The organism is Campylobacter coli, assembly GCA_039516895.1.
Lineage (GTDB): Bacteria > Campylobacterota > Campylobacteria > Campylobacterales > Campylobacteraceae > Campylobacter_D > Campylobacter_D coli_B.
In genome coordinates, this window is sequence record CP154437.1 from 453636 (window position 1) to 468478 (window position 14843).

Sequence of the window (14843 nt, forward strand, 5' to 3'; positions counted from 1 at the left end):
TAATTTAATTTATAAAAAAGAAAATTAAATTTAATATGAAATTAAAAATCCCGTAGAAAGTCTTTGTAAGCGCTTGTTGTAGTCTATGAGGCTCTCTCCATAGCCATTGAAGTATTGTAAATACCAATAAATTCCATTATCAAAAATATCATATCCTATATCTACTTGCACCGCAGCCTTATTATCATGAAAATCAAGATTATTTCTTAGCATAAGATTGATAAAATAATCATTTCCTAAATATCCCATATTGATATCAAAATTTCCCATATAATGTGTGATTTCAGGATTATCATCATCTTCGCTGTTTTCAGGAATTCTATACCAAATTCTAGGAACAAATAAAAAACGCTGATATAAAAATACGCTTGAAGCATAAATTCTATTCCAAGAGCGTGATTCTAAATTCTCATCTCCTTTGCCATTGCTCTCATGCAAAATTCCCACTCTTAGATTGTTAAGAAATTTATACTCTTCAAAATGCAAAGGAATATCTACAAAAAATTCAGGCTGATAATTTGTTTCTCTAAAAGGTGAGGAATGTTTATAATTTTGCCACCAAGATGTTTGAGTATAGCCTACATAATATTTTTCACCCAATCCTAACAAATCTTCAAACAATCTTTTTTTAATACTGAGTTGAAATTTCATTTCAGTTTTTCTATTTTCCCCGCCTAATGAGCCAAAGCTATAAGCAAAGGGTAGAAAATAATTCATCTTATATGAGCTGATTCCAAGGGGATTAAAGCTTGAATCCTCTCCTAAATAATTTTCCAAAGCGATACGTGAAAAATCCTCTTTTGTGCTAGCTGCTTTTTGGGTAGCTTGCATTTCGTGCTTTGTGTTTGAATTTAAAGAAGCATTATTTTCTTGGAATTCTTGTTTAGAAGAATTCTGCAAGGCTAGTTTTTTATAAATTTGCATAGCTTTTTCATATTGCCCTTTTTTCTCAAATTCTAAAGCTTGTTCAAAATCATCACAAAATACTAAACTATAAAAAAATATCAAAAAAAGAATTTTTTTCACTCGTACTCGCTTTTAAATTGCTCATATTCTTGATAAAAATTAAGATTTAAGAAAGGAGTTTCATCCTCAAATTCCACAAAGTGGGTTTTCGCTTTAGAAAACAATAAAGCGATTTTTTGCTCATTTTTTTCTAATAATTCTTTACAAAGATAAGCTACAGAGCTGTGATAAAATCCGCATAAAGGATGTTTGTGTGAGGGGGTTTTGGCAATGATGATTTGATAATCTTGCTCTAAAAAGGCTAGCATTTTTAAAAGCTCTTTATCGCTTAGATTAGGACTATCTACGCTTAAAATAAAAACAAATTCATCTTTAAAATTTGAAAGTATAGAATAAAGCGCAAGCATGGGGGAGTAAATTTCAAATTCAGGACAATCTTTTATGAGTTTAAATTTTGCTCCAAATTTGTCCTCTTTAGCACTCACATAAACATTTTTAAATATTTTTGAAAATTTTTCTACTTGAAATTGGGTTAAGGTTTGATTTTTAAAAATCAATTTGCTTTTATCCTCTCCCATGCGACTTGATTTACCCCCACATAAAATCACACAATTTAAATTTTCAAGTTTCAAAAATTTCCTTTTTTATTTCAATTCTATCATAAATTCATCAAAAATATCTTATAATCTCTTTTATGAAATACACAGAACTTATGCAATTACAAAAATTTTTTTCCCAGTTTAAAAAAATCGATTTTATCAAGCGTGTTAATGATAATATTTTAGAGCTAAGCTTTGATAAACAAAGATTTATTTTTGATTTAACTCGTGGAATGAGTGCTATTTATACTGCAAAATTGATGAGTAAAAATTATAACGCTCCTTTTGATTTCATGCTAAAAAAATACTTTAACAATGCTTTTATCAAAGAAGTGAAATTGCTTCAAGGCAATCGTATTTTATGTTTTAGTGTTAGGGTTGATAAGGCTTATAAGAGCTATGAAAGTAAGATTTATTTTGAATTTACGGGTAAAAATACTAATGTAATTATCACAGATGAAAAAGATTTGATTATAGAGGCTTTAAGGCATATTGATAAAAGTTACCGCGTTGTTAAGCCTAATGTGGTTTTAGAGGCTTTAAAGCCTTATAAAATGGATGAAAAATTTGAAGAAATAAAAAATTTTAATGATTATTTTACTCAAAAATTTGAAATTTTACATGCAAATAAAATCAAACAAATTCAAACACTTAAACTCGCTCAAATTGATAAAAAAATAGAAAATTTAGAAGAGCTTTATCTTGCTTTGGATAAAGAAGAGCTTTTGTTGGATCAGGCTTTAAATTTAAGAAAGCAAGCGGATATTTTATTTGCTAATTTAAGCATTTTAAAAGAATATGAAAGAGAATTTGAACTTGATGATTTTGAAGGAAAAAAGGTAAAATTTAAACTTGATTTAAGTCCAAAAGAAAGTGCTAATTTATTTTATAAAAATGCTAAAAAATTAGAACAAAAGGCTAGAAATTTAAATTTACAAAGAGAAAATTTAAAAGAAAAACTAGACTTTGCTAAGGGTTTAAAAGAAATGCTAAGTAAAGCTAAAAATGAATTTGAGCTTGAAATTTTATTGCCTAAAAAAAGCACTAAGAAAAATCAAGAAAACAAGCAAGATAATGGCATAGCTAATTTTTATTTTAATGAGTTTAAAATTTGTGTAGGTAAAAATGAAAAAGGCAATGAAAATTTGCTAAAGAGTGCAAAAAAAGATGATTTGTGGTTACATGTAAGGGATATTCCAAGCTCTCATGTTTTGATTATTTCAAACAAGCAAAAAATCAGCGAAGAAGTGATAGAATTTAGTGCGAGGCTTTGCGTGAATTTTTCAGGATTAAAGAAAGGTTCATATTGGGTCGATTATACTTTAAAGAATTTTGTTAAGGTTCAGCAAAAGGCGTTTGTAAAATATACAAATTTTAAAAGTATCAATATCACAAAGGATTAAAAATGCCAGTTAGCCCAATAGGAAATATGAATTTTGTTAATCAAAATATGGCTTATCCTGCTACTCAAGCAAGTAATGAGCTTGCAAAGGAAGGTTTTGCAGCTTCATTAAATATGGCAGCTTTTAATGAAAAAGAAAAAGCCTTAAACAAGCTTGAAAAAGTCAATGAAACTCAAGAAATCAAAGAAGAGATTAAAGAAAAAGCCGAACAAGAGGAAAAAAAGAAAAAACAAAAACAAGAAGCAAAAAAAGATGATAAGGATGAAAACTTAGAAGAGCAAACAGAAGAAGCAAGCTTTAAAAATGCACAAAGTATTCATCATATAGATATCAGCATATAAGGAAAAAAATGTTTAATGCAGCAAGAATTATTTGGGGCGTAGTGATGGCCATAGCAGTGATACTCATTGCTTTAATCGATCAGTTTATTATCAATTTTATTGTTTTTGCGTTTATATTGTATCTAGCTTTTAATGAAGCAAAAAAATTATTTAATTTAGAAGATGTAAGCATTATCCCTTTGGCTTTAGCCTTTATACTTGGAACCATTAGTGAAAATCCTTTGGCTTTTGGTGCTTTAGCAGCACTTTTGGTGTTGGGTTATCTTGTATATAAAAAAGCTCCTAACTTAAAGGCTGTTTGGGTTTATCTTTATCCGAGCTTGCCTGTATTAGCGCTTTGGCAGGTGTATTTAGATGATGGAATGTTTGCTTTGTTTTGGTTGATTGCTATTGTTGCAATTTGCGATAGCGCAGCTTATTTTATAGGCAAGCTTTTGGGAAAAACTCCCTTTTCACAAACCAGTCCTAATAAAACCTTAGAAGGCGTGATAGGTGGACTTGTTTGTGCGAGTATTTTGGGTACCTTGATAGGAATTTTTGTTTATAGTTTTTGGCTTTCTTTGCTTTGCTCGTTTTTTGTAGCATTTTTTGCAGTTATTGGTGATTTGCTTGAGAGTTATTTTAAAAGAGAAGCGGGTGTAAAGGATAGCGGAGATCTTATACCAGGACATGGTGGAATTTTAGATAGAATTGATGCGGTGATTATCGCTGCTTTTGTGATGGTTGCTCTTTTATGATAGTTTTTGGAAGTACAGGAAGTATAGGGCTTAATGCTCTAAAACTTGCCACTTTAAAAAATATCAAGATTTCTGCTCTTGCTTGCGGGGAAAATATAAGCCTTTTAAATGAACAAATAGAACAATTTAAACCCGAATTTGTAGCGATTAAAAACTCTAAAGATAAGCATTTAGTAAAACACGATAAGATCTTTGTAGGACAAGAGGGCTTAGAAGAAATTTTAAGTTTGTGCGAAGATGATTTGCTACTGAATGCTATTGTGGGTTTTGCAGGATTGAAAAGCACCTTAAAAGCAAAGGAGCTTGGCAAAAAAATAGCTTTAGCCAATAAAGAAAGCTTGGTAGTTGCTGGAAAATTTCTAAAAGGGGCGAAGTTTTTACCCGTAGATAGTGAGCATTCGGCTTTGAAATTTTTGCTTGAGGGTAAAAAAGATATAGCAAAGCTTTATATTACTGCAAGCGGTGGAGCTTTTTATAAGCATAAAATTAAAGATTTAAGCCATGTGAGTGTTAAAGATGCTCTAAAGCACCCAAATTGGAATATGGGTTCAAAGATCACGATAGATAGTGCGACAATGGCAAATAAGCTTTTTGAAATCATCGAAGCTTATCATTTGTATGATTTTAAAAATATCGATGCTTTAATCGAACCAAAATCTTTAGTTCATGCTATGTGCGAGTTTAAAAATGGCGCAAGCACGGCATATTTTTCAAGAGCAGATATGAAATTATCCATATCAGAGGCTATTTTTTCTAAGCATGATAGTAAAATTTTAGAGCCTGTTGACTTTGTTAAACTTTCTAGTTTAAAATTTTATAAAATCAGCACAAAAAAATATCCTATTTTTAAACTCAAAAACGAGCTTTTAAACAATCCTGATTTAGGCGTGATTATCAATGCTGCTAATGAAATAGGGGTACAAAATTTTTTAGATAATAAAATACAATTTTTAGATATTGCTCATGTTATTTTTAAAGCATTGGATCATTTTGGCGTGCCTAAAATTTCAAGTATTGATGAAGTTTTTGAGTATGATTATAAAACAAGAGAGTATTTAAGGGGAATGAAATGAAATTTTTTATATCGATTATTTTTTTTATAAGTGGACTTTTTGCTTTGGATTTGGAATTTAGTGTAGGAGAAAATGGAAAAAGCTTAGATGATAATAATACAGTTTTGATTTTTGGGGGAATTCAAGGTGATGAGCCTGGTGGATTTCACGCAGCAAGTTTGCTTTTGAGTGATTATAATATCACTAAAGGTAAAATCATAGTTGCTCCTAACTTGGCTTTTGATAGTATTATCAAGCGCTCGCGTGGAAATAATGGAGATTTAAACCGCAAATTCGCAAGTCTAAGTCCAAAAGATCCTGATTATCAAACAGTTCAACGCATTAAAGAGCTTATCTTGCTTCCTGAAGTTAGTATGGTGATCAATCTTCACGATGGTTGGGGTTTTTATAAGCCCACATATATTGATGCTATGCAAAATCCTAAGCGTTGGGGAAATTCAAGCGTGATTGATACAAGTGAAATCAATGCTAGTAAATACCCCAATCTTGAAGGTATAGCCACTCAAACTGTAAATAGTGTCAATGCTTCCTTAGCTGATCCAAAACATGCTTATCATCTTAAAAATACCAAAACTCAAGAGCTTGGCGATACTGAAATGCTAAAAGCTTTAACATATTTTGTTATATCCAATCACAAAGCCGCTTTTGCGAATGAAGCAAGTAAAAATTTGCCTGTAAATTTAAGGGCTTATTACCATCTTTTGGCCATCGAAAACTATCTAAAAACAGCAGGAATTGAATTTACTAGAACTTTTGAGCTTACCCCACAAGGTGTTGATAAAGCTATCAATCAAGAGCTCGAAGTCAAGCTTTTTGATGATAAAATTTTACTTTCTTTAAAAAATCCAAGACAAGTTATCAATTATGTACCTTTTCCTATCAACAAAGAATTAAATTATAACACTAGCAATGAGCTTACTGCGGTTATAGCTGAAAATAATTCTTTTTATATCCAATATGGCAACCGATTTCAAACAAGACTTTATCCTGAATATCTTGAATTTAGCAACCCTTTTGATAAAGTAACTCTACAAGTAGATGGCAATGAAACTATAGTTAATTTTGGAACAAAACTTCAAGTTAAAGAAAATTTTCTTGTGCCAAGGATTAAAGGTGTGCGTGTAAATATCATAGGTTTTGATCATGGCAGAGATGAAAGCAATATGTTAGTTTCTAAAAAAAATATGCAAAAGCCTTATTCTTTAGATATGGCAGGAAAAATTTATCGTGTAGAATTTTATGAATTAAGAGGGGCTAATTTGCAACAATTTTTAGAAGATAGTGTCGAAAGCAAGCTTATCAAAAATGCTAAAATTCTTGATCTTTCTACTCTAAAAACCGCAAGATCTAAAGATAAATTTATCGGTTCTATTTTAGTGGAATTTGAATGAAAAATCTTATTTTAGCCATAGAAAGTTCTTGTGATGATAGCTCTATAGCAGTGATGGATAAAGATACTTTAGAGTGTAAATTTCATAAAAAAATTTCTCAAGAAATGGAGCACAATGTTTATGGCGGAGTAGTGCCCGAGCTTGCAGCAAGACTTCATAGTGAAGCCTTGCCAAGGATACTTGAGCAATGCAAGGGGTATTTTGATAAACTCTGTGCCATAGCTGTGACAAATGAACCTGGACTTAGTGTTTCTTTGCTTAGTGGCATAAGTATGGCAAAGACTTTAGCGCTTAGTCTTAATTTGCCTTTAATGGCTATCAATCATCTTAAAGGCCATATTTATAGTCTTTTTTTGGAAGAGCCAATTTGCCTTGATATGGGAATTTTGCTTGTAAGTGGCGGGCATACCATGGTTCTTTATCTTGGGAAAGATGGAAAAATAGAAATTTTAGCAAGAACTAACGATGATAGCTTTGGCGAAAGTTTTGATAAGGTAGCTAAGATGATGAATTTGGGCTATCCTGGCGGAGTACTTATAGAAAATTTAGCCCAAAAAGCCAAATTAAAAAATATCCACTTTAATATCCCTTTAAAACACTCCAAAGAGCTTGCTTATAGTTTTTCAGGGCTTAAAAATGCGGTGCGTTTGGAAATTTTAAAACATGAAAATTTAGATGAAGATATAAAAGCAGAAATTGCTTATGGATTTGAAAATGCAGCATGTGAACATATCATGGATAAATTAGAAAAGATTTTTAATCTTTACAAGTTTAAAACCTTTGGTGTTGTAGGAGGAGCAAGTGCGAATTTAAATTTGCGTTCTCGTTTGCAAAATTTATGTGAAAAGTATCAAAGCAAATTAAAACTAGCTCCTTTAAAATACTGCTCTGATAATGCTTTAATGATTGCAAGAGCTGGGGTTGATACTTACAAAAGAAAAGAATTTGTGGAACTTGAAGAGGAGATTTTAAGTCCAAAAAATAAAAATTTTTTAAGGATATAAAAGTGAAAAGAGCTTTTACTATATTGGAACTTGTTTTTGTTATCGTGATTTTAGGAATTTTAGCAGCAATCGCTTTGCCAAAATTCAGTTCTAGTAGAGATGAAGCTGAGGTGAGTAAATCCTTAAACAATCTTAAAACTTTAATCAACGATATAAGTATCTATGCCTTAAAAAATAGTGATTTAAGCACTATGAATTTTATGAGCAATGTAAGCGGAGTGGAAAATGTTGATCTTAAAAATTTTACAGGTATAAAAGAAGTAAATTTTAGGGTAGGAGAGGATAAAGAGTGTATAAAGCTGATTTTCATTGATAAAAATGATTTTGTATTGATGGGAATTTCTAGCAATGAAGCAAGTAAAAATGCCATAATCAACATAGCCAATAACCCAAAACAAGAATTTCAAAACTTAGACTTTACAAGCAGCTCAAAAAATAAAGCTTGCGTGGCCTTAAGTAAAAATGAGAATTTTAAGAATTTAGCGAGTCAAACTTATATTTTGATAGGGGGATTTGATGATAGTAAATAAAACTTATGAAATTGATTCTTGTGATGATGTAGAACTTGGTATAAAAAGAGAATCAAAGCTTGAATTTAAACTTTGTTTTGATGATGAAAAAGAAATGAAAGCTTTGGTCTTTATAGTCCCTGGACTTGGCGGGGATGCAAATGAAAATTATCGTGAGCATTTAGCTGAATTTGTAGCAAATGAATTTAGTGTAGCTGTTGTTAGCGTAAATTATCATTGTATAGGAAATCGTCCCCAAACAGGTTCTACTTTTTATTTAGATGATATAGATAAGTTGATTTTGCAAACGAGTTGTGAAACTTTAGGCATAAAAATCAATCCAGATAAGTTAAATTCTTTAGAAGATTTAAATTTTACACTTAAAAAAGTAGACACAATCCTAGAAGAGCGTAAAACTCAAAGAAAAATTGTTTCAAATTTTAAACTAAGCATTCATTTAAGTTTGCAGCCTGCTAAAAATGAGTATCAAAATTTTGGAGTAATGCAAGCGCAAGATTTATTAAATGCAGCTCTTTATCTTAAGGCTCATGCACCTTTTAACACTATGGGGGGGGGTATGCCCGTTATCATGATAGGTAGTTCTCATGGAGGATATTTAGCACATTTAGCAGCTAAATTTGCACCTTGGCTTGTAGATGGTGTGATAGATAATTCTAGTTATGCTAAGTTTCTTTGGCGTCTTATAGGTTTTGGTAAGGAAATTGATTTTGCAAAATACTATTGTTTTGGAACGGCTATTTTTTTTAAACATATCCATATTTATTGTTCGGATAAAACTTTTTGGACAAGTAATTCAAGCTCAAATAACTTTTTTTCTATACCAAGAAGAATGATAAGATACATACTAGAGCCAAATCATATAGAAAATCAAGCAAATTATCCAAAACCCTATTATGCAAGCTATCATTCTTTTTATGATAAAGAAATAGCTCCGCCCGATGAGAAATTAGAACTTTATAAATATTTAAAGCAATTTGATTTTGATGCCGAGCTTCATATGATAAAAAATCCAGATCAAATTGATGGTAAATTTATCAAAAACTTAGATCATGGTATGGGAATGTCTATAAAAACTTTGATTTCTAAAGAACTTCCTTGTATGCTTGAAAAAATTTTATCTAATTCTAGAAAAGAATGGAAAAACAAAAGCATAAGCTACCCTTGTGATGGCTTGATATATCATTTTAGCGAAAAAGACAATAAAATCAATCTAGATATCACAAAAACTTAAGGAAATTCCATGAGTATCCTAGAAAAAAACATACAAGCTTTATTAAGCGGAGTCAATGAACCCTTAGGAAATAAACTTTTAAATTTTATACAAACTAAGACTTGCTCTCGTTTTAGTATGGATGGAAATTTAAATATCTATGATAAAAACAATGATATTTTCATGTATGAAAACTTAGAAGAATTAAATTATTTTTATCAAAACATTTTAGAAAAAACTTTAAGATATCCTTTTATATGTATCTATGGTATAGGCAATGCCTTGCTTATCAAAAACTTAGCTAAGCATTATAGACATCTTTTTGTATTTGAAAGTGAGATAGAACTTTTTATCTTAGCTTTAAGCGCACTAGATTTGAGTGAAGAGCTTTGTAGTGGGAAAATTTATCTTGTGGATGTTTGTGAGCCAAAAATGGAGCTTCAGCTTAGTATATTATTTGATCAAAGAGATATATTTGAATGGTTAAATCTTTATGAGATGTTTATAAATTGTAATTTTTATAAATTGTATTATCAAGATACTATATCAAAAACTGATAAAAAGTGTATAGATAATATTTTTTTAGTTATTAGAAATTTTGATCCCAATGATCAATTAACAACTATTTGTTACAAGCAATTTTTGCAAAATATACCCCATTTATTACAAAATATACCCTTTCAAAGACTTTTAAGCGAACGTAAGGCCAAATTTGATACAGCCGTTGTAGTTTCAGCTGGTCCTAGTCTTCATAAACAACTTTCTTTGTTAAGACAATATCAAGAAAATGTAGTTATTTTTTGTGCAGATGGTGCTTTAAATATGCTTGAAAATGAGGGTATTGTTGCAGACTATGTATTGAATTTGGATATAGAAGATTTGGCAGTGAAATTTTTTAATTGTTCAAAATCTTTAGATTATTCTAAAACCATAGCGGTTTTAGCAGCAAATACACATCCTAATGTTGTAAAATACGTGCAAACAAAACTGCCTTGCTGCGTTGTATTAAGAAATGAGTGTTTATATAGGCAGTTTTACTTGGATGATTTTGGTTATATAGAGACAGGAACTCATGTAAGTCATTTTTCTTATACTTTGGCTCTAGCTCTAGGTTTTAAAAATATCGTTATGATAGGACAAGATTTAGCCTTTGATGAAAAAGGAAATTCGCATTCAAAAGGGTTTAGTTATGGAGAACAATTTAATGAAGAAAAAACTATACCAACCCTAAAAGTTCTAGCTTATGAAGGAAAAGGTGAGGTTTTAACTCATATTGCTTGGAATGATTACCGCATAAAGCTTGAATATCTTATTGCAAGAAATAATGATAAAGCAGTATTTTATAATGCTACAGAAGGGGGTGCTTATATTAATTTTGCAAAAAATATAAGTTTTAAAGAATGCTGTGAAAAATTTTTTACCCAGAAAAAACCTTCTCTTAATATACCCAAACCCTTTACCTATAATCGATCGCTTAAGTTTTTGTCTAAGATTTTTTTACATTTAAAAAACGATTTTCAAAGTGCTCAAGATATTTTACGAGATGCTCATTTGTTAAATAATGCTTTGATAAATGTATTAAATGTGAAAAAAACTTTACCTTTAGATTTTTTACAAAATATTTATAAAAGCATTGCTGATTTTGATTTTATTTTAGATAATAACACTTTTATACAAGATGATGTTTTAAGAGGAACATTTGGCTATCGTGGGAATTTTTTATCTGAAGTTATAAAAAAAAGATTTGAGGATGAAACACATTATTTTTTAAGTTTGATTCATGCTTATCAAAAATGGCTTGAAAAGTTTATCGAGAAATTAGAGATGAAATCCTTTATTATAAGGGATGCAATGTTAGAATATGAGAAATTGATATAAATTTTTTACAAAAAACTATAAAGTATTTTTTTTTCTAAACGATATAGTGAGTAACAAGCTCATGGATGAGTTTGAATTCATTTAAAAGGATTTAAAATGGGATTTCGTATTAACACAAACGTTGCAGCATTAAATGCTAAAGCAAACTCAGATCTAAATAGCAAAGCATTGGATCAATCGCTTGCAAGACTTAGTTCAGGTCTTAGAATTAACTCTGCAGCAGATGATGCTTCAGGGATGGCGATAGCAGATAGCTTAAGAACTCAAGCTTCTACTTTAGGTCAAGCTATAAACAATGGTAACGATGCAGCAAGTATCTTGCAAACTGCAGATAAGGCTATGGATGAGCAACTTAAAATCTTAGATACTATCAAGACTAAAGCGACTCAAGCAGCTCAAGATGGACAAAGTTTAAAAACAAGAACTATGCTTCAAGCAGATATCAATCGTTTGATGGAAGAACTTGACAATATCGCAAATACAACTTCATTTAACGGTAAACAACTTTTAAGTGGTAGTTTTATCAATCAAGAATTCCAAATCGGTGCACAGTCAAATCAAACCATCAAAGCTTCAATCGGAGCGACTCAGTCTTCTAAAATCGGTGTAACAAGATTTGAAACGGGATCGCAGATTTCAAACAGTGGCACTACGCAAATTACTATTAAAAACTATAATGGTATAGAAGATTTTAAATTTCAAAGCGTTGTTATTTCTACTTCAGTAGGAACAGGACTTGGAGCTTTGGCTGAAGAGATCAATAAATATGCTGATAAAACAGGTGTTAGAGCTAGTTTTAATGTACAAACTGTTGGTGCAATGGCTATTACAAAAGGAAACACTACAGATGATTTTACAATCAATGGAGTGAAAATCGGTAAAATAGAATTTGAAGCAGGTGATAAAAACGGATCTTTAGTAGCTTCTATTAATGCTGTAAAAGATACTACTGGGGTTGAGGCTTCTTTGAGTGATGATGGAAGATTGGTTCTTACTTCAAGAGAGGGTAGAGGTATTAAAGTCAGTGGCTTTACTCCAAGTATGGGTATTTTATCAGAACAAGCAGAAAATTATGGTCGTCTTTCTCTTGTTAAAAATGATGGTAGAGATATAGCGATTTCAGGAACCGGACTTACAGCAGCAGGTTTTGGAGATGGTCAAATGATTTCTCAATCTTCAGTATCTTTAAGAGAAACTAAGGGACAAATTTCAGCTCAAATTGCTGATGCTATGGGATTTAACAACTATGAAGGTGGCGGAAGATTCTTAGCGGATTATTCTTCTATCAGTACATATATGAGTTCAGATGGTTCTGGTATGAGTGCTGGTTCTGGTTTTTCTGTAGGTAGTGGTAAAGAGATGTCTTTAATGCTAAGCGCTAATGTTGGTTTTATTGGAACTCAACAATCTATGCTAAGTAATTTTTATACTGTATCTGCAGGCAGTGGTTTTTCTGGTGGATCAGGACAATCTCAATTTGCTCAAATGAAAGCTACTGCACTAGGTTCAACGGATAAAACTGCAGGGGTTACAACTCTAAAAGGTGCTATGGCTGTGATGGATGTAGCTGAAACTGCTATCACTAATCTTGATACCATTAGAGCAGATCTTGGTTCTATACAAAACCAAATTTCAGCAACTATCAACAACATTACTGTAACTCAAGTAAATGTTAAATCAGCTGAATCAACCATCAGAGATGTAGACTTTGCTAGTGAGAGTGCAAACTACTCTAAAGCAAATATCCTAGCTCAAAGTGGATCTTATGCGATGGCACAAGCTAATGCTTCTCAACAAAATGTTTTAAGATTGCTTCAATAGTAACTTAAATCATCTCATCCTTTTTAAGGATGCTGCAATTTATACAAATCCAAGCTCGGTAGAAATACCGAGCTTTTTTATTTAAAAATCAAATCACAAACAAAACTTGGAACACTTCTTGCTTTAGTCCTTTTGATGCAATATTTTGAAAGGATTTAAAATGGGTTTTAGAATAAACACCAACATCGGTGCGTTAAACGCACATGCAAATTCAGTTGTTAATGCTAATGCGCTTGATAAGTCTTTAAGTAGACTTAGTTCAGGTCTTAGAATTAACTCTGCAGCAGATGATGCTTCAGGGATGGCGATAGCAGATTCTTTGCGTTCACAAGCTTCTACTTTAGGTCAAGCTATAAACAATGGTAATGATGCCATAGGTATTTTGCAAACTGCAGATAAGGCTATGGATGAGCAACTTAAAATCTTAGATACTATCAAGACTAAAGCGACTCAAGCAGCTCAAGATGGACAAAGTTTAAAAACAAGAACTATGCTTCAAGCAGATATCAATCGTTTGATGGAAGAACTTGACAATATCGCAAATACAACTTCATTTAACGGTAAACAACTTTTAAGTGGTAGCTTTGTCAATCAAGAATTCCAAATCGGTGCACAGTCAAATCAAACCATCAAAGCTACCATCGGAGCGACTCAGTCTTCTAAAATCGGTGTAACAAGATTTGAAACGGGATCGCAGATTTCAGACAGTGGCACTGCGCAAATTACTATTAAAAACTATAATGGTATAGAAGACTTTACATTTCAAAGCGTTGTTATTTCTACTTCAGTAGGAACAGGACTTGGAGCTTTGGCTGAAGAGATCAATAAATATGCTGATAAAACAGGCGTTAGAGCTAGTTTTAATGTACAAACTGTTGGTGCAATGGCTATTACAAAAGGAAGTACTGCGGATGATTTTACAATCAATGGGGTAAGAATTGGTAAAATAGAATTTGAAACAGGTGATAAAAACGGATCTTTGATAGCTTCTATCAATGCTGTAAAAGATACTACTGGGGTTGAGGCTTCTTTGAGTGATGATGGAAGATTGGTTCTTACTTCAAGAGAGGGTAGAGGTATTAAAGTCAGTGGCTTTACTCCAAGTATGGGTATTTTATCAGAACAAGCAGAAAATTATGGTCGTCTTTCTCTTGTTAAAAATGATGGTAGAGATATAACGATTTCAGGAACCGGACTTTCAGCAGTAGGTTTTGGAGATGGTCAAATGATTTCTCAATCTTCAGTATCTTTAAGAGAAACTAAGGGACAAATTTCAGCTCAAATTGCTGATGCTATGGGATTTAACAACTATGAAGGTGGCGGAAGATTCTTAGCGGATTATTCTTCTATCAGTACATATATGAGTTCAGATGGTTCTGGTATGAGTGCTGGTTCTGGTTTTTCTGTAGGTAGTGGTAAAGAGATGTCTTTAATGCTAAGCGCTAATGTTGGTTTTATTGGAACTCAACAATCTATGCTAAGTAATTTTTATACTGTATCTGCAGGCAGTGGTTTTTCTGCTGGATCAGGGCAATCTCAATTTGCTCAAATGAAAGCTACTGCACTAGGTTCAACGGATAAAACTGCAGGGGTTACAACTCTAAAAGGTGCTATGGCTGTGATGGATATAGCTGAAACTGCTACAATCAATCTTGATCAAATAAGAGCAGATATAGGCTCGGTGCAAAATCAACTTCAAGTTACTATCAACAACATTACTGTAACTCAAGTAAATGTTAAATCAGCTGAATCAACCATCAGAGATGTAGACTTTGCTGCAGAGAGTGCAAATTTTTCTAAATACAATATCCTAGCTCAAAGTGGATCTTATGCGATGAGTCAGGCCAATGCTGTACAACAAAATGTTTTAAAACTTTTACAATAAAAATC

At 31.7% G+C, this 14843-nt stretch carries 13 protein-coding genes; 11 read left to right on the forward strand and 2 right to left on the reverse strand.

The window, feature by feature from the left end; all coding sequences use genetic code 11:
* Positions 1–30: 30 nt before the first annotated feature.
* Both AAID94_02170 and AAID94_02175 read right to left on the reverse strand, forming a co-directional pair.
* Positions 31–1026, reverse strand: a complete 996-nt coding sequence (locus AAID94_02170; GenBank protein ID XAK24346.1) for a phospholipase A — start codon at positions 1024–1026, stop codon at positions 31–33.
* Positions 1023–1598, reverse strand: coding sequence for a molybdenum cofactor guanylyltransferase (locus AAID94_02175; GenBank protein ID XAK24347.1), 576 nt, complete (start codon positions 1596–1598; stop codon positions 1023–1025). Before AAID94_02175 ends, AAID94_02170 begins: the two co-directional genes overlap by 4 nt.
* 62 nt (positions 1599–1660) lie before the next feature.
* On the opposite strand from AAID94_02175, the gene AAID94_02180 reads away from it, so the two are divergent.
* The 11 genes from AAID94_02180 to AAID94_02230 all read left to right on the forward strand — a co-directional run bounded on the left by AAID94_02180 (position 1661) and on the right by AAID94_02230 (position 14838).
* The gene (locus tag AAID94_02180; protein ID XAK24348.1) at positions 1661–2968 is read left to right on the forward strand and encodes an NFACT family protein; all 1308 of its coding nucleotides are present in this window, start codon (positions 1661–1663) and stop codon (positions 2966–2968) included.
* A 2-nt stretch (positions 2969–2970) separates the two neighbouring features.
* On the forward strand, positions 2971–3309 hold the full coding sequence (locus tag AAID94_02185; protein ID XAK24349.1) for a hypothetical protein: 339 nt from the start codon (positions 2971–2973) through the stop codon (positions 3307–3309).
* An 8-nt stretch (positions 3310–3317) separates the two neighbouring features.
* Positions 3318–4046 (forward strand): phosphatidate cytidylyltransferase, encoded by a 729-nt coding sequence (locus tag AAID94_02190; GenBank protein ID XAK24350.1) that lies wholly within the window; start codon positions 3318–3320, stop codon positions 4044–4046.
* Complete coding sequence (dxr, locus tag AAID94_02195) at positions 4043–5119, forward strand: 1-deoxy-D-xylulose-5-phosphate reductoisomerase (GenBank protein ID XAK24351.1); 1077 nt, start codon at positions 4043–4045, stop codon at positions 5117–5119. The genes AAID94_02190 and dxr overlap by 4 nt, the downstream gene beginning before the upstream one ends.
* On the forward strand, positions 5116–6510 hold the full coding sequence (locus AAID94_02200) for a M99 family carboxypeptidase catalytic domain-containing protein (GenBank protein XAK24352.1): 1395 nt from the start codon (positions 5116–5118) through the stop codon (positions 6508–6510). Before dxr ends, AAID94_02200 begins: the two co-directional genes overlap by 4 nt.
* Entirely contained in the window at positions 6507–7514 is a 1008-nt protein-coding gene (gene tsaD / locus AAID94_02205) for a tRNA (adenosine(37)-N6)-threonylcarbamoyltransferase complex transferase subunit TsaD (protein ID XAK24353.1), read from the forward strand. Before AAID94_02200 ends, tsaD begins: the two co-directional genes overlap by 4 nt.
* A 2-nt stretch (positions 7515–7516) precedes the next feature.
* Entirely contained in the window at positions 7517–8044 is a 528-nt protein-coding gene (locus AAID94_02210) for a prepilin-type N-terminal cleavage/methylation domain-containing protein (protein XAK24354.1), read from the forward strand.
* The gene (locus AAID94_02215) at positions 8031–9275 is read left to right on the forward strand and encodes a DUF2920 family protein (protein XAK24355.1); all 1245 of its coding nucleotides are present in this window, start codon (positions 8031–8033) and stop codon (positions 9273–9275) included. The genes AAID94_02210 and AAID94_02215 overlap by 14 nt, the downstream gene beginning before the upstream one ends.
* A gap of 9 nt (positions 9276–9284) precedes the next feature.
* Positions 9285–11132, forward strand: coding sequence for a motility associated factor glycosyltransferase family protein (locus AAID94_02220; GenBank protein ID XAK24356.1), 1848 nt, complete (start codon positions 9285–9287; stop codon positions 11130–11132).
* 96 nt (positions 11133–11228) lie between these two features.
* Complete coding sequence (locus tag AAID94_02225) at positions 11229–12953, forward strand: flagellin A (GenBank protein ID XAK24357.1); 1725 nt, start codon at positions 11229–11231, stop codon at positions 12951–12953.
* A gap of 160 nt (positions 12954–13113) precedes the next feature.
* Positions 13114–14838 (forward strand): flagellin A, encoded by a 1725-nt coding sequence (locus tag AAID94_02230; GenBank protein XAK24358.1) that lies wholly within the window; start codon positions 13114–13116, stop codon positions 14836–14838.
* Positions 14839–14843 lie beyond the last annotated feature (5 nt).